Source organism: Mesorhizobium sp. Ca11 (genome assembly GCF_020165275.1).
In the GTDB taxonomy this organism is placed as follows: Bacteria; Pseudomonadota; Alphaproteobacteria; order Rhizobiales; family Rhizobiaceae; genus Mesorhizobium.
The window spans coordinates 278,169-301,910 of record NZ_JAIUHU010000005.1 but is presented as its reverse complement, the minus strand read 5'-3'; the positions used below and the strand labels follow the sequence as shown (position 1 = coordinate 301,910).

20 protein-coding genes are annotated in these 23,742 nt (G+C 65.3%); 9 read left to right on the top strand and 11 right to left on the bottom strand.

Annotation, left to right across the window (positions count from 1 at the left end):
* Positions 1-20: 20 nt before the first annotated feature.
* Together LB538_RS11720 and LB538_RS11715 are read right to left on the bottom strand one after the other, a co-directional pair.
* Entirely contained in the window at positions 21-782 is a 762-nt protein-coding gene (locus LB538_RS11720) for an SDR family NAD(P)-dependent oxidoreductase (protein WP_224523211.1), read from the bottom strand.
* On the bottom strand, positions 782-1,969 hold the full coding sequence (locus tag LB538_RS11715; protein ID WP_224551444.1) for an MFS transporter: 1,188 nt from the start codon (positions 1,967-1,969) through the stop codon (positions 782-784). The genes LB538_RS11720 and LB538_RS11715 overlap by 1 nt, the downstream gene beginning before the upstream one ends.
* Before the next feature lie 293 nt (positions 1,970-2,262).
* Here LB538_RS11715 and LB538_RS11710 point away from each other — a divergent pair, with 293 nt between their 5' ends.
* From LB538_RS11710 to LB538_RS11680, 7 genes are read left to right on the top strand one after another with little or no spacing between them, the layout of a single operon-like run.
* Positions 2,263-2,613, top strand: a complete 351-nt coding sequence (locus LB538_RS11710) for a RidA family protein (protein WP_095768554.1) — start codon at positions 2,263-2,265, stop codon at positions 2,611-2,613.
* A gap of 22 nt (positions 2,614-2,635) precedes the next feature.
* The gene (hydA, locus tag LB538_RS11705; protein ID WP_224523209.1) at positions 2,636-4,066 is read left to right on the top strand and encodes a dihydropyrimidinase; all 1,431 of its coding nucleotides are present in this window, start codon (positions 2,636-2,638) and stop codon (positions 4,064-4,066) included.
* Entirely contained in the window at positions 4,051-4,965 is a 915-nt protein-coding gene (locus LB538_RS11700) for a nitrilase-related carbon-nitrogen hydrolase (RefSeq protein ID WP_224523200.1), read from the top strand. The genes hydA and LB538_RS11700 overlap by 16 nt, the downstream gene beginning before the upstream one ends.
* Before the next feature lie 7 nt (positions 4,966-4,972).
* A complete protein-coding gene (locus tag LB538_RS11695) occupies positions 4,973-6,292 on the top strand; it encodes a Coenzyme F420 hydrogenase/dehydrogenase, beta subunit C-terminal domain (RefSeq protein ID WP_224523198.1) in 1,320 nt (439 codons plus the stop codon).
* Positions 6,289-7,449, top strand: a complete 1,161-nt coding sequence (locus LB538_RS11690; protein WP_224523196.1) for an NAD(P)/FAD-dependent oxidoreductase — start codon at positions 6,289-6,291, stop codon at positions 7,447-7,449. The genes LB538_RS11695 and LB538_RS11690 overlap by 4 nt, the downstream gene beginning before the upstream one ends.
* On the top strand, positions 7,446-8,723 hold the full coding sequence (locus LB538_RS11685) for a Zn-dependent hydrolase (protein WP_224523194.1): 1,278 nt from the start codon (positions 7,446-7,448) through the stop codon (positions 8,721-8,723). The genes LB538_RS11690 and LB538_RS11685 overlap by 4 nt, the downstream gene beginning before the upstream one ends.
* Complete coding sequence (locus tag LB538_RS11680; protein ID WP_224523192.1) at positions 8,720-9,385, top strand: cysteine hydrolase family protein; 666 nt, start codon at positions 8,720-8,722, stop codon at positions 9,383-9,385. Before LB538_RS11685 ends, LB538_RS11680 begins: the two co-directional genes overlap by 4 nt.
* On the opposite strand, the gene LB538_RS11675 is transcribed toward LB538_RS11680, so the two are convergent.
* From LB538_RS11675 to LB538_RS11635, 9 genes are all read right to left on the bottom strand, one after another.
* Positions 9,370-10,860: an N-acyl-D-amino-acid deacylase family protein gene (locus LB538_RS11675; RefSeq protein WP_224523191.1), complete on the bottom strand. Its 1,491-nt coding sequence runs from the start codon at positions 10,858-10,860 to the stop codon at positions 9,370-9,372. The genes LB538_RS11680 and LB538_RS11675 overlap by 16 nt on opposite strands.
* Positions 10,861-10,869: 9 nt before the next feature.
* Positions 10,870-12,411 (bottom strand): trimethylamine methyltransferase family protein, encoded by a 1,542-nt coding sequence (locus LB538_RS11670; RefSeq protein ID WP_224523189.1) that lies wholly within the window; start codon positions 12,409-12,411, stop codon positions 10,870-10,872.
* A 62-nt stretch (positions 12,412-12,473) separates the two neighbouring features.
* On the bottom strand, positions 12,474-13,442 hold the full coding sequence (locus tag LB538_RS11665; protein ID WP_224523187.1) for a D-2-hydroxyacid dehydrogenase: 969 nt from the start codon (positions 13,440-13,442) through the stop codon (positions 12,474-12,476).
* A gap of 7 nt (positions 13,443-13,449) precedes the next feature.
* Complete coding sequence (locus LB538_RS11660; protein WP_224523185.1) at positions 13,450-14,358, bottom strand: dihydrodipicolinate synthase family protein; 909 nt, start codon at positions 14,356-14,358, stop codon at positions 13,450-13,452.
* Between the two features lie 2 nt (positions 14,359-14,360).
* Positions 14,361-14,942: a hypothetical protein gene (locus LB538_RS11655; protein WP_224523183.1), complete on the bottom strand. Its 582-nt coding sequence runs from the start codon at positions 14,940-14,942 to the stop codon at positions 14,361-14,363.
* Positions 14,943-17,798, bottom strand: coding sequence for a 2Fe-2S iron-sulfur cluster-binding protein (locus LB538_RS11650; RefSeq protein ID WP_224523181.1), 2,856 nt, complete (start codon positions 17,796-17,798; stop codon positions 14,943-14,945).
* Entirely contained in the window at positions 17,795-18,061 is a 267-nt protein-coding gene (locus LB538_RS11645) for a sarcosine oxidase subunit delta (protein WP_224523179.1), read from the bottom strand. Before LB538_RS11645 ends, LB538_RS11650 begins: the two co-directional genes overlap by 4 nt.
* A 20-nt stretch (positions 18,062-18,081) precedes the next feature.
* The gene (locus LB538_RS11640; RefSeq protein ID WP_224523177.1) at positions 18,082-19,323 is read right to left on the bottom strand and encodes an FAD-dependent oxidoreductase; all 1,242 of its coding nucleotides are present in this window, start codon (positions 19,321-19,323) and stop codon (positions 18,082-18,084) included.
* A gap of 7 nt (positions 19,324-19,330) precedes the next feature.
* Positions 19,331-20,728 carry an MmgE/PrpD family protein gene (locus LB538_RS11635; RefSeq protein ID WP_224523175.1) on the bottom strand — a complete coding sequence of 466 codons (1,398 nt, stop codon included), beginning with the start codon at positions 20,726-20,728 and terminating at the stop codon, positions 19,331-19,333.
* A 167-nt stretch (positions 20,729-20,895) separates the two neighbouring features.
* On the opposite strand from LB538_RS11635, the gene LB538_RS11630 reads away from it, so the two are divergent.
* Positions 20,896-21,789 carry a LysR substrate-binding domain-containing protein gene (locus LB538_RS11630; RefSeq protein ID WP_224523173.1) on the top strand — a complete coding sequence of 298 codons (894 nt, stop codon included), beginning with the start codon at positions 20,896-20,898 and terminating at the stop codon, positions 21,787-21,789.
* 177 nt (positions 21,790-21,966) lie between these two features.
* Positions 21,967-23,622 (top strand): ABC transporter substrate-binding protein, encoded by a 1,656-nt coding sequence (locus tag LB538_RS11625; RefSeq protein ID WP_224523171.1) that lies wholly within the window; start codon positions 21,967-21,969, stop codon positions 23,620-23,622.
* Positions 23,623-23,742 lie beyond the last annotated feature (120 nt).

The following is a 23,742-nucleotide window of genomic DNA, read 5'->3' as shown; positions in this document are numbered from 1 at the left end:
ACTCCTTTGAAAATACGGGCTCAGCGCGTCGCATAGCCGCCGTCCACGAGCATGTCGGATCCGGTGACGAAGGATGCATCCGAGGAAAGCAGGAAAGCCGCCGCCGCGGCGATCTCGTCAGGATCGGCGATGCGGCCGAGCAGATGGGCGGGACCAAGGCCGGCATTGGCGGCCTCGAAATCGGCGAACCGGCGCAGCAGGCGGGTCGTGGCCACCGCGCCGGGCGACAGGCTGTTGACGCGAACCTTGTCGGGCGCGTGGTCCACGGCCATCGCCTTGGCAAGGTGGATCAGCCCGGCCTTGGCAGCGCAATAGGCGACGGCCTTGGTCGTGGCGACGCGCCCGAATTGCGAGCCGATGAAGACGATCGAGCCGCCGCCGCTTGCGGCGATCAGCGGCACGGCGAACTTGCTCATCAGAAAGGCGCCGGTCAGGCCGATATCGATCTCGTGCCGCCACGCATCCTCATCGAGATCGACGACGGTGGCGTTGGTGGAGGGGGCCGCGGCATTGTGCACCAGCCCGTCGAGCCGGCCGAATTTTTGCCGGGCGAATGCGACGGCCGCTTCGGCGGACTCGATGTTCCTCACATCGCACTGGCAAGCGGCCGCGGCAGGGCCAAGCGCTTCGGCAAGCTTCGTCGCAGCCTCAAGATCGTAATCCGCGCAGACGACGCTTGCGCCTTCGGCAGCGCAGCGTCGTGCAATCGCCGCACCGATGCCGCTGGCAGCGCCGGCGATGAGAATGACGCTGCCCTTCATGCGGTTCATTGCATCCGTCATCAGACCTGCTCCTTGACTGCCTGCATCGCCGGCGCGATGACCGGCCGGCGTAAAAGATTGTAGCAGGCAGCTATCGTCACCAGCACGGCGCCGCCGCCGAGCAAGAGGAACATGGCCGGCGCGCCCATGCGGTCCATCAGGCCGGCGGAAATGCCGGGCGTCGCGACATTGCCGATCGAATAGAGCAGGAGCAGCGTGCCGGAAGCGCCGACCATGTGCCGGCTGTGCAATTGCGAGGCGCCGAAGGCCATCGCCACGGGATAAACGGTGAGCGCCGTGCAGCCATAGAGGAAGAACAGCACGAAGAGCAGCGGCACCGAAAAATTGCCGAGCCAGGCGATCGCAGCGCAGAGCGTGACGGACAGGACGCCCTGGACAAGCAATATGATTCGTCGCTCAAACCTGTCCGACAGCCAGCCGACTGGCGTCTGCGCCAGCATGCCGGCGATGCTGATGGTCGTAACCAGCCCGACCGTCGTTGCCGCCGACAGCCCGATCTGCGTGCCGTAGATCGGCGTCAGCACGAAGATGTTCATGTTGGTGATGCCGCCCTGGAAGATCGCCACGACCGTCACCGGCGCCAGCCGAAAGAGCGCCAGCGGGCCGAGGCGCTTGACCGGTCTCGCCGAACTTGCGTGCTCCGGATCGCTGGCCGGCAGCGCCGGCCAGCGACCGCCGATGAATTTGGAGATCAACGCCAGAAGCACCGTCGCCGCCGCGACCAGGAACAGATGCGGCGATTGCGGACCGACCAGGCCGACAAGGAGTTGTCCTAGCAGCACGGCGATCGCCGTCGTCAGCATGTAGAGCGAAAACAACGCGCCGCGATTGTGGTGCTCGGCGTAGAGGTTGATCCAGCTTTCGCAGACCACGAACAACGACGCCATCGCCATGCCGCCGAGCAGGCGGAAGCAGATCCAGCTCGGCAGGAATTCGGTGAAGACAAAGCCTGAAGCGGCCAGCAGCGCCAGCACAAGGATCGCGACGAAGGTGCGCTCGTGGCCGTATTGGGCGACAGCCGGGCGCGTGACCAGGCATCCGACGAGGAAGCCCACGGGATAGGCGGTCAGCACGATCTGCACGACCTGGGGCGAAATGCCGGGCTTGCCGAGATGCAGCGACACGGCGGTGGTCAGCATGGCGCTGCCGATGCAAGCGAGGCAGACGCCGACCATGATCGGCAGCATGGCGCGGGAGCGCTCAGCATTTTGCCAAAGCCTCATCGCGGATTGAGCGATCGACCTCATGAATGCGGCTGCGGCGGCTCCCTGGCGGCACCGTTGACCGACGGCAGCCCGAGCTGAAGCTACACTTTATAGTGGCTGCCACAAACGAAGATTGACGCGGCTATGGCTTAAATTTTTTTGGCCATGCCGGCAAAGGAAAGCGGCGTCTCGGCGCGTCGCGGGCTTTACAGCGGTTTTGCACCCTCCTTACCATAGACAAAAACCGGATCTGGAACCCAGCGGAAGGGAACATCATGACGATCGAACGCCTCGAAAACGGCCAGCGCTTCTGCCGGGTGCTCCGCTACAACGGCACCGTCTATGTGGCCGGCCTGACCGCGGATGATCTTTCCGGCGACACCACCAGCCAGACCAAGCAGATCCTGGCCAAGATCGATACGCTTCTGGCCAAGGCCGGCAGCGACAAGTCGAAGCTGCTCAGCGTCCAGATCTGGCTCCGCGACATCGCCGATTTCGAGATGATGAACACGGCCTGGGACGCCTGGATCGACAGGAGCGCCATGCCGGTGCGCGCCACGGTGGAAGCGCGGCTTGCCGGCGACCAGTACCGTGTCGAGATCATGGTGACGGCGGCCGTCGGATGAGCCGGCCGGCGAGGGGACGCCAATGCATGAGCTGGTGATCAAAGGCGGGCGCGTGGCGCTCGACGACGGCTGGGCCGAGTGCGACATCGGCATCGACGACGGCCGCATCGCCGCGATCGGCAAAGGCCTGACCGGGGGGAAATCGATCGACGCCGGCGGCAGCTGGGTGATGCCCGGTGGCATCGACGCGCATTGCCATCTCGACCAGCCGGTCTGGGGCGGCGCGGGTAATGCCGACGATTTCTATTCCGGCACGATCTCCGCGGCCTTTGGCGGCACCACCTGCATCGTCCCGTTCGGCATGCCCGGGCAGGACATGACCACCATCGGCGCCATTGACCGCGCGCTGCAGCGCGCGGCGGGGCGTCCCGTGATCGACTATGGGCTGCATGCCGTGGTCACCATGGGCACTGGCGCCGATGTCGAGGCGCAACTTGCGGCGCTTGCGGTACGCGGCATCTCCTCGGTGAAGCTGTTCATGACCTATCAGGGTTTTGCCGTCGACGACGACCTGTTCTTCCGAGTGCTCGATACGGCGAGACGACTAGGCTGGATCGTCATGGTCCATGCCGAAAATGACGCCGCGATCCGGCGCACGCGACAGCGGCTGATCGATCTCGGCCGCACCGATATCCGCTATCATGTCGTCGCCCACAGCGAGACGATGGAGCGCGAGGCGACGCATCGCGCTTTAGCCTTCGCCGAGATGACCGGCGCGCGCATGACTATCGTGCATGTATCGTCCTGGCAGTCGGCGGAGGAAGTGGCGCGAGCGAAGGCGCGCGGGGTGGCCGCCATCGCCGAGACCTGTCCGCAATATCTGTTTCTCGGGGCGGCTGACCTCGACCGCGACGCAGTCGACGCGGCCCGCTTCGTCTTTTCGCCGCCGCCGCGGTCGCCGCGCAGCCATGGGCATCTGTGGCAGGAGCTGATTAACGGCGGCATCGACCTCTGGTCGTCGGACCATTCGCCATATTATTTCGCCGACAAGATCGGCCGCTCCGAAACACCCGGTTTCACGACGACGCTGAGCGGCATTCCCGGCATCGAGACACGCCTGCCGCTGCTGTTTTCGGAAGGGCTGCTCACAGGCCGCCTGACGCTCGAGCGCTATCTCGACCTCACCTCGCGCAACGCCGCCTCGATCTACGGCTTCGCCGATCGCAAGGGCAGGATCGCCGTCGGGCTCGACGCGGACCTCGCGCTGTGGGATCCGGCTGCGCGCTGGACGCTCGGGCACAAGGCGCTGCATTCGCACGTCGATTTCACGCCCTATGAGGGCAAGGTCGTCACCGGCCGGCCGACCACCGTCCTGGTGCGCGGCGTGCCGGTGGTCGCCGACGGCAAGCTGCAGGCCGAACCGGGGTTCGGGCGCTTCGTGGCGCGCGCCGCAGCCGATCCGGCGCTTTTGGGAAAACCAGTCGAGGATTGGACACCATGGCTCGATGCCTGACCATCGCCGTTTGCCAGACCGGACCGATCCAGCGCAGCGCCACGCGCGCCGAGACAGTCGGGCGGCTGGTGCATCTGCTCGAAAAGGCAGCGGCTTCCAGCGCCGAGATCGCGGTGTTTCCGGAAATGGCGCTGACCACGTTCTTTCCGCGCTGGCGCATCGACGACCAGGCCGAGATCGATGCCTTCTTCGAAGTCTCGATGCCAGGACCCGAGACGCAGCGGCTCTATGATGCCGCCGCGCGGGTGAAGGTCGGGTTCGCGCTGGGTTATTGCGAACTGGCGCATGAAGAGGGTCGCAGGCGCCATTTCAACACGATGGATCTGGTCGGGCCGGATGGCGCCTCCATCGGCCGTTATCGCAAGATGCATGTGCCGGGTTCGAGCGAGCCGGAAGCAGGCACGACCACCCATCTCGAACGACGTTACTTCGAACCGGGCAACCTCGGCTTTCCGGTCTTCGACTATCGCGGCGTGCGCGTCGGTCTCGCCATCTGTAATGACCGCCGCTGGCCGGAAACCTATCGCATGCTGTGCCTCAACGGCGCCGAGGTGGCGCTGCTCGGCTACAACACCCCGCTGCTGCTCGACGAGGCGCCGGCGCTGGCGCATCTGAGAATGTTCCACAATCATCTGCCGATGCAGGCCGGCGCCTACCAGAACACGCTTTGGATAGGCGCCGCCGCCAAGGCGGGCCTGGAAGACGGGCAAGCGCTGATCGGCGGATCCTGCATCATCGCGCCGACCGGCGAGATCGCCGCGCAGGCGATGTCGCTCGACGACGAGGTCATTGTCCACCGCGCCGATCTCGATCTGATCGAGACCTGCCGGAAGGTGAATTTCAACTTCGAGCTCTATCGCCGCCCCGACCAGTACAAGCGCATCTCGGAGCCTGTCTGAGACCGCGATGGGCCTGATCGAAACCGGATACAGTCAGGACACCGCGGCGCTCGCAGCCGACCCGCTGTCGCTTGGCGACATCGTGGAGAACGGACTTTGCATCGGTTGCGGCCTTTGCGTCTGGATTGCCGGTGCTGGAGAAATCGAGATGGTGATGACGCCGGAAGGCCGAGAGCGGCCAGTGGCGAGGCAGGCGTTGGATAAGGCGACCTTGGCGAAGATCAACGCCGTCTGCCCAGGAACGAGGATCGCCGGTCCGCCTCCGGCGCAAAGACGCGAGGCCAGGCTAGCGGATACTGTCTGGGGGCCTGTCGAACGGCTTGTGCTCGGCTCCGCTGGAAATCCCACAGTGCGGTTTGTCGGCTCCGGCGGCGGGACGCTGACGGCGCTCGGGCAGTTCCTGCTCGACTCGGGACGGGTCAAGTTCGTGCTGCACGTCGCGGCCTCGCGTTCCATGCCGATGCGCACGGAACGAAGGCTAAGCTTCGACAGCGCCTCGGTGCTCGAAGGCGCCGGCTCGCGCTATGGGCCGGCGGCGACGCTGGCGGATTTCAACGACATCCTCGACCGAGGCGAGCCGTTCGCCCTGATCGCCAAGCCCTGCGACATCACCGCGGTGCGAAACCTGGCCCGGCTCGATCTGCGGGTCGACGAATATATGCGCTATGCGCTCGCCTTCGTCTGCGGCGGGGCCTCTGACCTGACCAAGTCGGAACAGGTGCTGGAGCGTTTTGGCCTTCGTGAGGACGAGCTCGCTCTCTTCCGCTACCGGGGATATGGAAATCCTGGCCTGAACCGCGTCGAAACCAGAGACGGCCGCGCCTTCGAGATCAGCTATCGGCAGCTGTGGGAAGACGAGGACAAATGGATGATCCAGCCGCGCTGCAAGATCTGCCCCGACGCGATCGGGCAGGTGGCGGATATCGCGGTATCGGATTCCTGGCTGAACGGCGGACCGGCCGTCGAGGACGAGCCACTCAATGGCATCATCGTGCGCACGAAGCGCGGGCTGGAGCTGTTCGACGCGGCCGTTGAGACTGGCGTACTGCAGATCAAGCGGGAGAGCGGCATCGCCGAGATCAGCGAATTGCAGTCGCATCAAGTGCGCAAGCGGCGCGCCGTGTGGGCGCGGCTGACAGGCATGGCAATCGCAGGCAAGCCGGTGCCTTTTGTCAGCGACCTCGCTTTGCGGGATTGCGCCGTGCAGAACTCGCCGGCCGACAATCTGGCCGAAGGGCGGGGCGCCCGCGATCGCGCGCGCCGCGGCCGCCTGGGCGAGCCGCCAGCCGTGCCGCGCAAAATAGTCGTGGAGGATGAGCGCCGATGAGCGGGCAGACCGAAGTCATCATCATCGGCGGGGGCATGGCCGGCGCCGGCGCTGCCTTCGAGATTTCGCGCGACAAGAAGGTCGTGCTGCTCGAGCGCGAGAGCCATTGCGGCTATCACACCACGGGACGCTCGGCGGCGAGCTTCACCGAGAATTACGGCAACGGCGTCATCCGCCGCATCGTGCTCGCCAGCCGGGCGTTTCTCACCGAGCCGCCGACGGGTTTTTGTGATTATCCGCTGCTCAGCAAGCGCGGCATGATCACCGTGGCGCGCACCGACCAACTCGACCTTTTGCGTGAAGATCTGGCGGCCGCGCAGGCGCTCGTTCCCACGATCGTCGCGATGGCGCCGGCGGAGGCGATCGCGCGCGTGCCGGTGCTGCGCCGGGACTACCTCGCCGGCGCCTATATCGAACCGCATTCGATGGACATCGACGTCAACGGCCTGCACCAGGGTTTTTTGCGCGGCGCGCGAGCGCATGGCGCGCGCATCGTCACCAAGGCGGGTGTACGGACCATCGGCCGACAGGGCGGTCTATGGCGGGTCGAGACGGAAGCGGGAACATTCGTTGCGCCGCTGATCGTCAATGCGGCTGGCGCCTGGGGCGACGAGGTCGCTGCGATGGCTGGCGTGCGCCCGGTCGGCCTGCAGCCAAAGCGCCGCACCGCCTTCAACATTCCCGCACCTGCGGGTGTCGACATTAGCGACTGGCCGCTGGTCAACGATGTCGGCGCGGAATTCTATTTCAAGCCGGATGCCGGGCAATTGTTCGTGTCGCCGGCCGACGCCACGCCGTCGACGCCGATGGACGCATTTGCCGAAGACATCGATGTCGCGATCGGCGCCGAGCGTCTCGAACGGGCAACGACAATCGAGGTGCAGCGCGTGTCGCGCTCCTGGGCGGGCTTGCGGACATTTGTCGCCGACGGGTCGCCAGTGGTCGGGCCGGATGACGAATTTCCGGATTTCGTCTGGCTGGTCGGGCAGGGCGGCTACGGCATCAAAACCTCGCCGGCGTTGTCGCGCATCTGCGCCAGCCTGATCGCCGGCGGCGGCCTGCCGGACAATGTCGCGAGGCAAGGCGTTTCCTTGGACGATCTGACGCCGCACCGGCTGCTCGGCGCCGAGGGCGAAGCTCGACGGGCCGCGCCATGAGCTCACTGACGGCCGGTGGGAAACTGGCGGGACGTATCCTGAACGCACTCGCCGAAGCCACGACGGACGCGCCGGGAATCACGCGCGTTGCTTACGGGCCGGGCGAGCGCTTCGCCCATGACTTTGTGCGCAAGGAGGCGGAAAAGCTCGGCGCCGTCGCGCGCGTCGATGCCGCCGGCAACCTCTATTTGACGCTGAAAGGCCGTGACCCGGATTTGCCGGCGATCGTCATCGGCTCGCATCTCGACAGCGTGGCGCATGGCGGCAATTTCGATGGCGCCGCCGGTGTCGTGGCGGGCCTGGCGGTCATGGCCGAACTGGTCGGGCAGGGCATCCGCTTGCCACGCGACCTCATCGTGTTGGCAACGCGGGCGGAGGAGGCCGTCTGGTTTCCGCTGTCCTACCCCGGCAGCCAGGCGGCGCTTGGCCTGCTGGATCCGCGGGCGCTCGAAGCCAGGCGGTCCGACAGCGGGCGCACGCTGGCCGAGCACATGCGCGAGGAAGGCTTCGATCCCGACGCCGTGTGGCGCGGCGTGCCCGGCATCGATGCAGGCCGGATCGCGGCTTTTGTCGAGGTGCATATCGAGCAGGGGCCACGCTTGACCGCCGCCGAAGCGCCGGTCGGCATCGTCACCGGGATCGCCGGCGGCTTCCGCTATGTCGATGCGAAATGCCTTGGCGCCTACGCCCATTCCGGCGCTGAGCCGCGCTTCGCCCGGCATGACAGCGTGCTTGGCTTTGCCGATCTGGTCGCCGCGCTCGAAATCGAATGGGATGCGCTCGAACGCGAAGGACGTGAGGCCACCATCACCTTCGGCCGCGTGCAGTCCGATCCGACGCAGCATGGCGGCAGCCGTGTTCTGGGTGAGCTCGGTTTCACACTCGATGTGCGCAGCGCCGAGGCGGCCGTTCTGGAGCGGATCGAGGCGCGGCTGCAGACTATTCTCACGGAGGTTGGCGGCAAGCGTCGGGTGAGCTTCGAGACCGGCCCGCGCTTCACCTGGGAGCCGGCGACCATGTCGCCGGCGTTGATCGCTAGGCTCGACCGCGCCGCGACCGCATTGCAGATGAGGGCGCCGCATGTGCCGAGCGGAGCAGGGCACGATGCGGCCACGTTCGCCGGCGCGGGCATTCCGACCGCCATGCTCTTCGTGCGCAACGAAAACGGTAGCCACAATCCGCATGAAGCGATGGAGATCGCCGATCTCGATCAGGCGATACGTCTGCTTCTGCGCTTCGTCACCGACTTCGACAATCTCCTGGATCAGCCATGAACCTCGCCAAGACTGCCTTGCTCGTCATCGACCTGCAGAATGAGTACCGACCTGGCGCGGCATGGCCGGTCGTCGGCTACGACGCGGTGCTGGCCAATGCCGCAGCGCTGATCGAGGCCGCCCGCAAGGCTGGCGTGCCGGTCATCCACGCTCAGGCTTGGGTCAAGCCGGAAGAGCGTGAAGGCTACGCGCGGCAGGAGGAGATCCTGACCGAAGAATTCCGCTCCGCCGTAGCGGGCAGCGAAGGCGCGGACATCTGCGCCGAGGTGGCTGCCGTGCCCGGCGACATCGTCATCCACAAACACTGGCCGAGTGCCTTTCGCCGCACCGATCTTTCGCAGCGCCTCGCCGCGCTCGGGGTTGAAAACCTTGTTGTCACCGGCGTGCTCACCGACAGCTGTGTGACGGAGAGCGTGTTCGATGCGGTCTATCAGGGTTTTCGCGTCTGGCTGGTGAAAGAGGCCTGCGGCAGCATGACGGAAGCCATGCACCGCACCGGCATGCTCGACATGGCGAACCGGCTCTATGGCGGCGGCATATTGCGTCTGCGGCAGGCGTTGAAGGCGCTTGCCGAACAGCCCTTCGAAGGCTGGCGCTGCACGCGGCCGGTGGAATTCGCCTATACGCTGGAGAGCGTAGACCGGATCTATGAGGCGCTGTGACCGGCGCCACAGCCGCATGCGCCTTTGAATATCGTCTTTGAAGCCGAAGGCTTGAGAACCGCGCCGGGCAGCGCTCCGGTGGCTCTGCCGCCACGCCAGACCGAGATGCCGTTGACGAAGACATGGTCGATGCCGGCGGCGGGCCGGCGCGGCTCATCGAAGGTGGCGGTGTCGATGATCGTCTCGGGGTCGAAGATGACGAGATCGGCGAAATTGCCTTCGGCGAGAATACCGCGCTCTTGGATGCCGAATTCACGCGCAGGCAGGCCGGTCATGCGGAACACGGCCTCCTCCAAGCTGAACAGGCCGACATCGCGCGCATAATGTCCGAGCACGCGCGGAAAAGTGCCCCAGAGGCGTGGATGAGGGTGGATATCGTGCGGCAGGCCGTCCGAGCCGATCATGGTGCGCGGATGGGCGATGATGTTGCGGACATCCTCCTCATCCAGCTGGAAGTAGACCGCGCCCGCCGGCAGCAGGCGCTCGCCGGCTTTGCGCTCGGTGCAGTTCCATTCGCGGGCAATGTCGGCGATCTCGCGCCTTGCCATCTCCGGATGCGGATCGGACCAGGTGATGAGGATCTTCAGGCCGGTATCGCAGCGCTCCAGCCGCAGCACCGTCGAGCTCGCGGCATAGGGATAGACATCCATGCCGATGTCCATCGTCTCGCGCGCCCGGTCGATCCGCTCCAGCGAAGGCCGGCTCTTGCCGAAATTGGCGCGGCCGGTGCACTGGTGGTGCGAGATGAAAAGCTTGCCGCCGGCATGGTCGGCGATGTCGATCGCTTCCTCGATCGCCTCGTCCATCGTCTCGAAATAATTGCGCGTGTGGGTGACATAGGGGCCGCCAAGGCCCGCCGCCGTGGCGGCCAGCGCCTTGACCTCCTCGGTCGACGAGTTGACGGCCGGCGGATAGTCGAGCCCCGTGCTGAGGCCGAACGCACCCTCGGCCATCGCCTCGGCCACCGCTTCCTGCATTGCCGCCGTTTCCGCTGCGTTTGCGGGACGGTCGGTCACCGGCATGCAGCGCTGGCGCAAGGTGGTGTGGCCGACGAGCAGGGCCGCGTTGGTGGCGATGCCGCGCCGCTTCAGTTCGGCGACATAGTCGGCAAAACTGCCGAAGCGGAAGTTCTCGCGGCCGCCGACCAGCGTGAAAGGCGGCGGCGGGGTCTTGTCGAGCAGTAGCGGCGCGAGGCTGACGCCGCAATTGCCGGCGATCACCGTCGTCACGCCCTGGCTGATCTTCGGGTCCATGCCGCGTGGGGCCAGCAGCGCGCCGTCGTCATGGGTGTGCACGTCGATGAAGCCGGGCGCGACGATCTTGCCCAGAGCATCGATTTCCTCGATGCCGTGCTCATCGTCCAGCCGGCCGATCGCCGCGATTCTGTCGCCGGTAACGGCGATGTCGGCCTCGAACGGTGCCGAGCCGTCGCCGGCGATCAGTGTCGCGTGGCGGATAACGAGGTCGTAAGGCATTGTAGTGTCCTAAGCTTCCGGATTGGCGGCGATCTCCTCGCGGCGGCGCGCGACATAGGCGTCGAGCTCCTCGCGGATTGCGGGATCCATGACCGGCTCCTCATAGTCGTGCAGCGCCTGCTGCCAGAGCTCTGTCGCCCGGTCCAGCGCATCCTTGCCGCCGGCTTCCTGCCAGGCGCCGTAGTTCTGCCAGTTGGAGAGCATCGGCTGGTAGAAGGCGGTGGTGTAGCGCGACATGGTGTGCTCGGCGCCGAAGAAATGGCCGCCGGCCGGCACCGATTTGATGGCTTCGAAGCCGAGGTCGTCCTCCTGGAATGGCAAGGGCCGCAGGAACTCCATCATGTTCTGCAGGATCTCGACGTCGAGCACGAGCTTTTCGTAGGACGCCGTCAGCCCGCCCTCCAGCCAGCCGGCGGCGTGATAGATCAAATTGGCGCCGCCGAGCACCGCGCCCCATGTCGCCATTTCGGTCTCGTAGGCGGCCTGCAAGTCGACCACGTTGGAGGCATTCGCATTTGAGGTGCGGTAGGGCAGGTTGTAGCGCCGCGCCAATTGGCCGGCGATGATGTTGGCCTTGGCGTTTTCCGGCGTGCCGAAGGCCGGCGCGCCCGACTTCATGTCGACATTGGAGGTGAAGGCGCCGTACATCACCGGCGTGCCGGGGTTGACGAGCTGGGTCAGCGTCACGCCGAACAGCGCCTCGGCGTTCTGCTGGCAGAGCGCGGCGGCCAGCGTCACCGGCGTCATCGCGCCCATCAGCGTGAAGGGCGTCACCGTCACCGGCTGGCCGTGCTCGGCCATGGCGATCAGGCCTTCCGCCATCGCGTCATCGAACAGGCGCGGCGAGTTGATCGAGATGATCGTGGTGACGCCCGGCGAGGCGCGCATCTCCTCGACCGAGATGCCGCGCGCGATCGCCATCATGTTGACGCCGTCCATCGCCCTGGCGCGGCCGATCGCCGTGCAATGGAAGGAGAGATCGCTCAGTGTCAGATTGGCATGGTAGGTGTCGAGATGGCGGGAATTCGCCGGCAGCTCGATCGGCGCCACCACCTGGTTGCCGATGATGTGGATGGCGTTGAAGTGGTGCGCCAGCCGGATGAAGTTCTGGTAGTCGGGGAGGTTGCCCGGACGGCGGCCGTTGATGCGGTCATGCACATTGGGCGGACCGGCGACCAGGCCGAAAACCAGTGAATTGCCGCCGAAATGGATCTGCTTGTCCGGATTGCGGCTGGTCAGCGTGAAGGAGGAGGGCACGTTGCTCAGAGCTTCCGTCACGATGCTCTCGTCGATGCGGATGGTCCGCTCCTCGCGATCGACGATGGCGCCGGCCTTGGCGAACAGGTCCATAACCTTTTCGCTCATGACGCGGATCCCGAGCTCCGACAGGATGCGCATCGAGGTCTTGTGCAACTGCTCGATGCGCTCCTCGTCAAGGAGCTGCATAGGCGCGTAGGGGTTCTTGACGCTCTGCCACGGCAGCTGCGCGATGCCGCCGCCACCGCGCCCGAGCTTCGATCTGCGGCGACCGCCGCGCCTGTCCTGTGACATAGCATTCCCCTTCGATTCTTGTTCTCGCACGGAAAACCGCTGCACTTTTCCTGGAATTGCTTTCAGTAGCCGCGTTCCGGATTGACCACATTCTCCAGCGGCTCGCCGCGGCGGTAGCGCGCCAGATTGTCGGCGAACATGCGCACCGACTTGATGTCCCAGCCGTCATAAACCGCAGCGCAATGCGGCGTGACGGCAACGTTGTCGTAGCTCCAGAGCGGATGCTCCGCCGGGAGCGGTTCGGTCGCAAAGACGTCGAGCGCCGCGCCCTTGATCCGCCCCGCATCAAGCGCGGCGAGAAGGGCCTTTTCCTCGATGACGCCGCCGCGCGAAATGTCGATGAGAACGACGGACGGCTTCATCGCGGCGAAAGCGGCCTCGCCCAGCAGGCCGCGCGTGGTGGACAGCAGAGGCACGCAGCAGACGATGAAATCTGCACGGCCGGTCAGAGGCAGCAGCGCGTCGGGACCATGCACTTCGTCGAGCGAGAGCATCGGTTTCGGTCGCGCGCGAATGCCCAGCGTGCGCATGCCCATCGCCTGCGCACGGCGCGCGACGGCCTCGCCGGTCTTGCCGAGGCCGAGGATAAGGATGGTCTTGCCCTCGATCGGTTCGACACGGCCGCCGCCCCATTGGCGGGCCTGTTGCCGGCGCTCGAAACCGCGCAGGTCGAGCGAGAAGGAGAGCATGGCTCCGAGCGCATATTCGGCCAGCATACCGGCGGCGACGCCGGCCGAGTTCGTCACCGTCACATGATTCGGATCCCAGCGACCGAGATGGTCGGTGCCGGAGCCGCCGATCGACACCCATTTCACCGTCGGGCTCTCGACGAGGACCTGGCGCGGATAGCGCGGCGTGCCGTCGAAGCGGATCGAATAGACTACTTCCGCGGCGGTCCGCTCGATCAAAGCGGGAAGGCCGGCATAGGTGTCGCAGGCATGAACATCCAGATCCGGATGTGTCTCGGCAAGCACCGCGAGCGCGCCGGCAGGCTTGTCGGTGTGCAGGATGATTGTTGGGCGCGCCGACATCGCGATCTCAATCGCGGCCGATACGATCGGCGGCGCTGCCGAGGACGGCAAGCAGCGCCCGGCCGTTCTCGAGCGTCGCATTCTCATGCGGCGCGCGCAGGTTCAGCCAGCGCCGGTCGCCGGACTTGACTGCAAGCACCGCCTTCATCGCAGGGATCAACCCGGCATCCTGGATGACCTTCCGGAACGTCTTGATAGCGCCATCGGCTTCGGCGACGTCCTCGCCTTTCCGGGCCGCGTCATAGAGGCGGCGAATGGCGGCGGCGTTCAAATTGACGGTGGCCGAAATGCAGCCGGCCGCGCCGCTGGCGAGGCCCTTGGTGAGTTGCGCCTCGGAGCTCGGGAAAACCGAAATATCGGGCGCGGCGGCGATGACGGCGGCGGTGTTGTTCCAGTCGCCGGCGCTGTCCTTGTAGGCGACAACGGTGTTTGGGAACGCCTTGCTCAGCCTCGCCGTCAGCGCTGGACTTACAGGCACGCCCGAGTTCTGCGGGATGTGATAGAGGATCACGCGCATCGAAGGTTTTGCCACCTTCTCGATCAGCTCGCTGTAGTAGCGCGCCTGGCCGTTGTCGCCGGCGCCGGTGTAGAAGAAGGACGGCAGCACCATGACGGCGGCGCAGCCGAGATCGACGGCATGGGCCGACAATTCGACCGTTTCTGGCAGCGCGGTGACGCCGGTGCCGGGCATCAGCCGGTCCGGCGCGATGCCGGCCTCGACCAGCCATTCCAGCGCCTGCATGCGCTCGCGCAAGGACACCGAGAGCGCTTCGCCCGTCGTGCCGAAGGGCGAGAGGAAATGCGCGCCTTGGCCGAGCACCCATTTGGCGTGGGAGATCCACAGATCGCGCGCGATGCGGCCGTCATCTTCGAACGGCGTCAGGATCGGGGCGATGGTTCCTTGCGGGCGGGTCATGACTATCCTCTATGCTGGTCTGTGTGGCCGGCCACAGCCGCGACGGCGCGGGCGAAGTAGGCCGAAGCGGTGACGTCGAAGAGTATGTCGAAACCCGCCGGCGAACGGAACGTCACGGCCTCGATATGGCCGACGCGTGTCTGGGCGATATCGTCGGCGCCGAATTTTTGCGGTCTCAGGTCCAGCGCGCAAAGCGCGCTCATCGCTTCGGCAAAACCAGGACCGGAAAGGCGCATCCATGCCCAGCCTTCCTCGCGCCATGAGGAGTAGCCTTTCGGCGCCGTCGCGGCCTGCCAGGCGTTTTTGAGTTCTGCGAGATCCTCGTTGGCATCCTCGGCGAGAAGCAGGACCTCCTCGTTGCCGAGGCGCAGGACCCGCATGCGACCGTGGTCGCCGATGCGGTTGACGGCGGGTAGCGTAATGCCTTGCGCGGCAAGCCAGGCGACACTGCCGCCGCCCTTCAAGCCGAAACGCGGGCGGTCCGTGAGATCGCTCAACATGATCGCACCGGAAATCAGCTTCGTGCTGTCGGCCGCGCCGCCAGGCATGAAGGGGTAGACGCGCGTCGCGGTGCTGGCGGCCATCTAGATCTCCTGCCGCGCGTTGGTCGGGTCGAAGAAGGCATGGGCGACGAGCGGCACTTCGACCAGTTCACCATTGCGGCACTTCACCGTCACGCGGCTGCCTTCCGCCTGGTCGTCGACATGGACATAGGCGAGCGCGATGTGTGTCCCTAGAGATGGTGAAAATCCCACCGAGGTGATCTGGCCGACAGGCGCGCCGCCGCGCAGCACCAGGCAGCTCTGGCCGGGAATGTTGCGGGCGTCGGCGGAGAATTGCAGGCCGACCAGCTTGCGGGTATGGCCGAGCCTTGCGCGCATCTCGATAGAGCGCTTGCCGACGAAGAACGGCTTCTTCTTCGAGACCGCCCAGCCGAACCCCAATTCTTCAGGCGTGGTGATCGCATCCGTATCCTGGCCGATCAGGATATGGCCTTTCTCCAGCCGCAGTATACGCGACGCCTCCAGTCCATAGGGACGCAGGCCGTGCGGTCTGCCCGCCGCCATCACCGCGTCCCAGAGGCTGGGCGCCAGGCTCGAAGCGCAATGCAATTCATAGCTGAGCTCGCCCGTGAAGCCGATGCGCATCACACGGACCGGCACACCGGCGAGGATGCCTTCGCGGCCACTGAGATAGGGGAATGCGTCGCGGCTGAAGTCAATGTCGCTCTCCAGCGCCTGAAGCACTTGGCGCGCCTTGGGTCCGGTGACGTTGAGGCCGGAGAAGGCGCCGGTGAGGTTGAGCACGTCAACCTTCAGACGCCACTCGGCATTCCAGAACAGCATGTCGGCATAGACGCGCGCGACGGCGCCGGTGGTTGCCGTCACATAGAACTGATCCTCGGCCATCCGGTAGGCGACGCCGTCGTCGACCACCGAGCCCATCTCGTTCAGCATCAGGCAATAGCGGACACGACCCACCGGCTGATTGGCATGCGCCATTGTGTAGAGGCGGTCGAGAAATTCGCCGGCATCCGGCCCGCGGATCTCCAGCTTGCCGAGCGTCGAGACATCGAGCAGGCCGACGCCTTCGCGCACGGCCAGGATTTCCTGGCGGACAGACTCGTCAGCGCTGCTTGCGTCACCATAGTAATAAGGCCGCCACCATGCGCCGACCGGCTTCATTGCGGCGTTCAGCGCGATGTGCCGCGCATGCAGCGCCGTGCGGCGCTCCAGTACCTCGTGATGGCCGGCGAGCACGCCGAGCGTTTCCGGCCCGACAGGAGGCCGCGCCGTGGTGATGCCGATCTCGCCGACCGTCCTACCGGTTGCCTCGGCGACGATGCGGGCGGTCGCCAAGGCCGAATGGCGTCCCTGACTCGGGCCCATGCCGACCGTGGTGAAGCGCTTTACCAGCTCGATCTCGCGATAGCCGTCCTTGGTCGCGTTCTGCAGATCCTTGACTTGCAGATCCTCGTCGAAGTCGACGAAGTCACGTCCCTTGGGGTCGGCGACAATCGGCTGCACGTAATGGGACCGGGCGCTCTTCGGCGTGACCGGAGATTCTGTAGCGACAGCTTGGCCGAGTCGCGCGAGCGCGGCTGCCGCCGCGCGCCGGCCGCTGGCGATCGCGTCCTCAAGATCATCCGATCCGGCAACGGCGCCGGCGAGATGGACGGGACCTTGCGGAAGCGTAATCGTCATGGCTCCCGCCGCGGCATCATAGCCGACCTTGCCGCCGGCCTGGCATGGCAGTTGCCATGCCGGCGCCTGGCCGATCGAAACCGTCAGCAGGTCGCAGGCGATCCAGCTCCCGCCGATACGGACGCGGGCAAGGTGACGATTTCCGGCCGTGCCTTCCGCCGCTTCGATGGTCGCGCCTTTGCGGATGGCGACGCCCTTGCCGCGCAGTTCGGCTTCCAGCGGACCGGCCTCGCCGGCGGGTCTCGGATCGATGAGCTCGACGACCGATACGCCGGCATCCAGCAGGTCGAGCGCCGTCCGGTAGCCGTCGTCATTGGCGGCCAGCACCACGGCGCTGGTGCCAGGGCGCACGCCATAGTGGCGGATCAAGCGCTGGGCAGCACCGCCGAGCATGATCCCCGGCAGGTCGTTGTTGCGGAAGACGGCCGGCTGCTCGATGGCACCGGTCCCCAGGATCACCTCGCGGGCGCGCGTGCGATGGAGGCGATCGCCTTGGATCAGCGGCAGCCAGTTGTCCTCATACCAGCCATTGCAGACGGTGCCGGTCAGCACCTTGAGATTGGGCAGCGACTCGAGCCTTGACAACAGACCGGCGAGGATGGCCGGATCGTAGCGGCCATAGCTCAGCGCGCCGCCGATCTCCGGATTCTCGTCGCACAGCGCCACATCGACGCCGGCCTCCGCGGCGGCGATCGCGGCGCTTAATCCCGCCGGGCCGGCGCCGACCACCAGCACGTCGCAATGCAGATGCGTCTTGTCGAAATGCCGGTGCGGCGCCTTGGCGTCAACCACGCCAAGGCCCGCCTTGCGGCGGATCATCGGCTCCCAGAATTTCAGCCAGCTGTCGCGGCGCGGACCCATGAACGTGCGGTAGTAGAACCCGACCGGCAGGAAGCGGCCGAACCTGTCCATGATGGCATCGCGGTCGCGCTCAAGCGAGCCGTTGACGTTCTGCGCGCTGACCCGCAGCCCTTCTCTGATCGGCGTGCGCTCGGCTGCAGCGTTCGGTTCGAATGGCAATTGCACCAGCGCGTTGGCGTCGGTCCCGGTCATCGACAGGATGCCACGCGGTCGATGATATTTGAACGAGCGCGACAACACCCATTGGCCGGAAGCGGCGAGGGCGCTGGCGATGCTGTCGCCTTCATAGCCTTTAAAAGGCTTGCCTTCGAAGGTGAAGCGGATAGGCTGGCTTCGATCGATGCGGCTTCCGAAAGGGGCGAGCAGCCGGTTCATGCGCGGTCCCGCAGCTCGGACGCGTCGAAGGTGCGGATGATCTCGTTGCTGACAAGATCGCGCTCGGCCAGGAAGAAATAGTTGCTCGGCACGTGCCGCCACCACTCGGTCACGATACCTTTGCGGTTCTCGGCGCGGAACAGATGGCGCGACCATTCGGTATCGGCGGTTGCGTCCGGATCGGGCCGCGCACGCACCGGGCCGAAGGACTGGAACTCGTCGATGTTGCGCAGGCCGTTCATGGGGCAGGTAAGCAGTTTCATCGGTCAGTGTGGTTTCCTGGCTAATGGCTGGCGGCAGTCGCGCCCATTTCATTGAGCAGCCGGAAGGTTTCGAAGCGCTCCAATGCAAATGGTTTGAGGATATCGGGCACCCGGCCGTCGGCGATGGTCTGCGCCATGCGCTTGCCTGCGACGGGCGTCGCCTTGAAGCCCCAGGTGCCCCAGCCGCAGTCGAGCCAGAGATTGGTAAGCGGGCTGGCGCCCATGATCGGGCTGTAGTCCGGCGTCATGTCGGTGATGCCGGCCCATTGCCTCAGCAGCCGCACGCCCTGCAGGAAGGGGAAGAGGTGGATGGCGCCCTCGGCGAGGTGCTCCTTCATGTCGAGCGTCGAGCGCGTCGAATAGAGCTGGTAGGGATCGGAGCCGCCGCCGATGACGACCTCGCCACGCGAGGATTGCACGAGATAGGTGTGCAGCGAAACGGAGGAGATCAGCGTGTGCAGCCAGGGTTTCAAGGGCTGGGTCACCATTGCCTGCAGCGGATAGCAGCGGATGGGAAGCTCGACGCCGGCCTTCAGCGCGACGTCATAGTTCATGCCGCCGGTGGCGATCAGCACCTGGCCGCAAGCGACGCGGCCCCTGTTCGTCTTGACGGCCTGGACCCGGTCGCCGACGACCTCGAAGTCTTGCACCTCGGTGCGCTGGTGGATCTCGACGCCACGTCGCGACGCCTGGGCGGCGTAGCCCCAGGCGACGGCGTCATGGCGCGCCGTCCCGCCGTCGGCATGCCAGAGCCCGCCGAGGATTTCGAGCGGACCGCCATAGTCCATATTCAAAAGCGGACAGAGCTCCTCGACGCCCTTCTGGTCGACGACCTCGGTGCGCGTGCCCATATGCTTGCCCATTTCGGCACGCATGTGGAAGCTGCGCATCGTCGCCTCGCTATGCGCCAACGTAAGCTGGCCGCGCTGCGAGAACATGACGTTGAAATCGAGCTCGTGCGAGAGCCGCTCGAACAGCTCGACGCCTTCTTTGTAGAAAGCGACGCCTTCCGGCGTGATGTAGTTGGAGCGGATGGTGGTGGTGTTGCGCGCCGTGTTGCCGCCGGCGAGATAGGCTTTCTCCAGCACCGCCACACTCTTTATGCCGTGGTACTTTGCAAGGTGATGCGCACAGGACAGTCCATGCCCGCCGCCGCCGATGATGACGACGTCATAGGCCGGCTTCAGTTCGGGCGTGGCGGGGATGTCGCCGCTCACCGGATAGTCCCTGCTGAGACCGTATTTCAGGAGCCTGAGGGGCATTGCGCGCTCAGCTCGAAATCTTGGGAGGATCGTAGAGCAGCGCCGAGAGATCGGAGAAGCGGCTGTTGCGGTCGTCGAGCGAAAGCACCGCGTCGCGGATCGCAGCGGCGCGGCTAGATCCGAGCACGGGCGCGGCGAACTCCATGTATTTGGCCTCGACGTCCTGCCTGGTCATCGGCGCTTCAGGGCCGCCGCGCGCATGCACGTCGCCCGATGCCAGCACGCGTCCATCGTTGGTCGTGACGACGACGTCGGCCCAGCGGCCAGCCGGGAAGCGGGCGCTGTGGCGTTCGGTTTCGGTCACGGTGATGCGCGTCAGCATGTCCGCGACCGCGCCGTCCACGAGCCCGGAGCCGGAAATATGCTCGAGCCCGATGCGCCGATGGAGGATGAAGGTCGCCACGGCGAAGCGCAGGCTGTATTGCGCCTTCGAGGTCGTGTCCGGCATGCCGTCGAAGAGCGTTGCGGCATAGTGGAAGCTGTTGACCTGGACATGGCCGATGTCGGACGGGGCAAGGTTGTGCGCCAGGCAAAGTCCACGCACGGCATCAATGGCCGCATGTGCCCAACGGCAGATCGGGTAGGGTTTAAGGTATTGATGGAGCGACTGCCAGAAGACGCCGAGATCCTGCCAATGGATCGCGACCTCCGGCGCCTCTACCGTGATCGCCGGCGCGCCGGTGAAGCCGCGCTCGGCCAGCACCGCCGCGGAGAGGCCGACGAGAGCGCCGAGGCCGGAGCCGTCATGCAGCATGGTTGGCGTGGCGATCTCGCGCATCATCTGGCTGCGCGGGCCATGATACTCGGCAATGCCCAGCGCCTCGCGCAGTTGCGTTTCGTCGAGCCGCCGCTGCCGTGCCGCGATCGCCGCAACGCCCAGGGCGTTCCAGGCGCCGGAGGTATGATAGTCGCTCACCGTCGCATGCAAGGCGATGCCGGCCCGGCCGGCGATTTCGTAGCCGACGACCAGGGACGCCAGCGCCTCCGGCCCGGTGAGGTCGGGCCTCGCCTCCGCGAGTGCTGCAAGCGCCGGCACGACCGCCACGCCGATATGGCCTTTGGTGGGGCTGTAGCCGTCGTGGGCGTCGAGATTGTCGATCTGCGTGGCGACGGCATAGGCCGCGCCGGCAATGCTGGCGCGCCGTCCGTCGAACAGCATGCGGGCGGAATATTGCGGGTCGCCCGAGCCATAGAGCAGGACGGCGGCGTCGCGGGCAATGCGGCCTGCCTCCATCGGTCCTGCCGCAACGGCGATGCCCAGCGTGTCGAGCAGGAGGTAACGGGCCTGTTCGAGCACCGGCTGAGGGAAGACGGAAGCTGGACGCCGCAGCACGAAATCGGCCAGGCGTGTGAACGTGTCGGAACTGACGACAGGCCCCTCACGCCGGTATGACGGCACAGCCACGCGCTTATCTCCCCTGTCTTCTCACAACATCATTAAATTGGGTTCATCGCGCAGGCACGCGATTAGTTTGGCGGCTTTGGCCAAAAATATTGATGCCATGTCGCTTGTCTGCGATTGAACGCCCGGTTGCCCATGCGATAGCTAGGCAACTGGAACAGGAGACCGGGATGAAGCCGCCACCCCCCTTGAACTATATCCGCTCGTTCGAGAGCTCGGCCAGGCATCTGAGCTTTACCACCGCTGCCAAGGAACTGGGCTACACGCAAGCCGCGGTCAGCACGCATGTGCGCGCGCTCGAACATTATATCGGCCGGCAGCTGTTCATCCGCTATCCGCGCAGCCTGAAGTTGACCGAGATGGGGGAGGCGTTCCTGCCGACTTTGCGCCAGGCGCTCGATCAGATCGACCAGGCGACTGAGGCGATCGTCGCGTCCTCTCGCAACCGGACAGTCGTGGTTTCGTGCCCGATGAGCCTTGCGGAAAACTGGCTGGCGGGCTGCATGGCCGCCTTCCGCAAGAGGCATCCTGAGATCGAGATCGTCCTGCACGGCACGATCTGGGAGGATCTGAACGAGCAGATCGCCGACATCACAATCTCCACGCGGCGTTTCGATGACAGGCCGCCGGCGGCGATCCCGCTCTGGAACGACGAACTGGTGCTGCTCTGCGCCCCTGCCTTGCTCGAGGGCGAGCATGCGCTGAAGACGCCGCAGGACATGCTAAAGGTGGACTGGATCTTCGTGCATGGCCGCCAGGAATACTGGCAGGCGGTGACCGAGGCGCTCGGCGTTGACATGGAGGACCATGACAAGGGCCTGTCGACCAACGCCTCCAACATCGCGCTCGAGCTCGCCGCGATGGGGGCGGGGCTCGTCGCCACGCAGCGCTCGCTGGCGCATGCCTATATGCGCCGCGGGCTTCTTGTCGAGCCGTTTCCGGTGCGGCCGCCAAGTCCCTGGAATTACTATCTCACCGAGAGCCAGCTTTCGAAGGGAAATATCGCCCGAACAGTGAGGGAATGGATTTTGTCCAGGGCCAGGGAAGACGCCGCCCGACCATAGGCCTATCCGCTCCTTCAAAAATTTAGCTAGCCAATGCCATTGTTTTTTTAGGCCTCAAGGGCCGGTTTTCTGCGGTTTGTGAAGGGTCGAGCCCTTCCGCGATTTTTGCATCACCCCTAACATGCTGAGCCGCAAGGGGAATGCAACGGGCGGAAAGCCCTGAACCGGAGAATAACGATGACAATGTTCAAGAGCAACGGTGACCGCGTGCCGGCGGTCATCGAAAGCTACGCAGCTGAAGTCAAAGGCGGGCGGATGGACCGCCGCGAATTCCTAGCCATGGCAAGCGTGATGGGTGCTTCAACGGCGCTTGCCTATGCGATGGCAGGGATGGAGCCGGCCAAGGCCTCGACAGCAGTGCCCGGCAAGAAGGGCGGCATCCTGAAGATGCAGATGATCATCAAGGACATGAAGGATCCGCGCACCTGGGACTGGTCGGAAATCGCCAATGTCATGCGCCAGTGCAACGATTACATGATCCGCTACACCACCGACTTCACCTTCGAGGGCCATCTGGTCGAGAGCTGGGAGGTGAGCGACGACGCCACCGAATACACGCTGCATCTGCGCAAGGGCGTGAAATGGTCGAATGGCGACGACTTCAACGCCGACGACATCGTCTACAACATCGAGCGCTGGTGCGATAAGGCGGCCGAGGGCAACTCGATGGCCGGGCGCATGGGCTCGCTGATCGACGCCGCCACGAAAAAAGCTACCAAAGGCGCCATCACCAAGCTCGACGACCATACGGTGAAGCTGAAATGCAATCAGTCCGACGTCACCATCATCCCGGGCTTCTCCGACTATCCGGCGGTCATCGTCCATCGCGACTTCGACAAGAACGGCGCCAATATGCTGAAGACGCCCGGCACCGGCCCGTATGAGTTGATCTCCTACAAGGTCGGCGAGTCCGCCTCGGTGCGGCGGCGCAAGGATTTCAACTGGTTCGGCGGCGAGCCCTATCTCGACGGCGTCGACTGGATCGACTACGGATCGGACGCATCCAACCCCGCCATCGGCAGCGCCTTCGAGGCCGGCGAGATCGACTGCAACTACCAGACGGTCGGCGGCACGGTCGATCTCTATGACAGCATGGGCCTGGTCAAGGAGCAGGTTGTCACCGCCGGCACGATCGTGCTGCGCACCAACGTGACCAACAAGCCCTATGACGACAAGCGCGTGCGCAATGCCATCCAGCTTGCGGTCGATAACGAGACGGTGCTGAAACTCGGCTATAGCGGCTTGGGGCAAGTCGCCGAAAACCACCATGTCTGCCCGATCCATCCGGAATATTACGAACTGCCCAAAGTCCCGCGCGACCTGGCCAAGGCAAAGGCGCTGATGGCCGAGGCCGGCCTGACGGATCACGAGTTCGAGCTGATCTCCTACGACGCCGATTATGTGAAGGACCCGGCCGATGTCGTCGCTGCGCAGATGCGCGACGCCGGATTCAAGGTCAAGCGCACCATCATCCCGGGCTCGTCCTTCTGGAACGACTGGACGAAATATCCGTGGTCGACCACCGACTGGGGCATGCGGCCGCTGGGGGTCCAGGTGCTGGCGATCGCCTATCGCAGCGGCGAAGCGTGGAACGAGTCCGGCTATGCCAATCCGGAGTTCGACAAGAAGCTGAACGAGGCGATGGCCATTGCCGACCCGGCCAAGCGCAAGGAGCTGATGAAGGACGTGGAGTTCATCCTGCAGGACTCCGGCATCCTCGTCCAAGCGTTCTGGCGCTCGCTCTACCGCCACCACGCCACCTATGTGAAGAACCTCGGCATGCACCAGACGTTCGAACTGCAGCTCGACAAGGTCTGGTTGGATAGGGCCTAGACCGGCAGCTCAAACACCATTCAGGGGCGCGGTTTGCGCCCCTGAATTCGCTGGCGACTGCGACCGATCAGTCAGCTAATTGAAATGCCAAAGCGCTGCCAAAGAGCGCGAAGCAAAGTC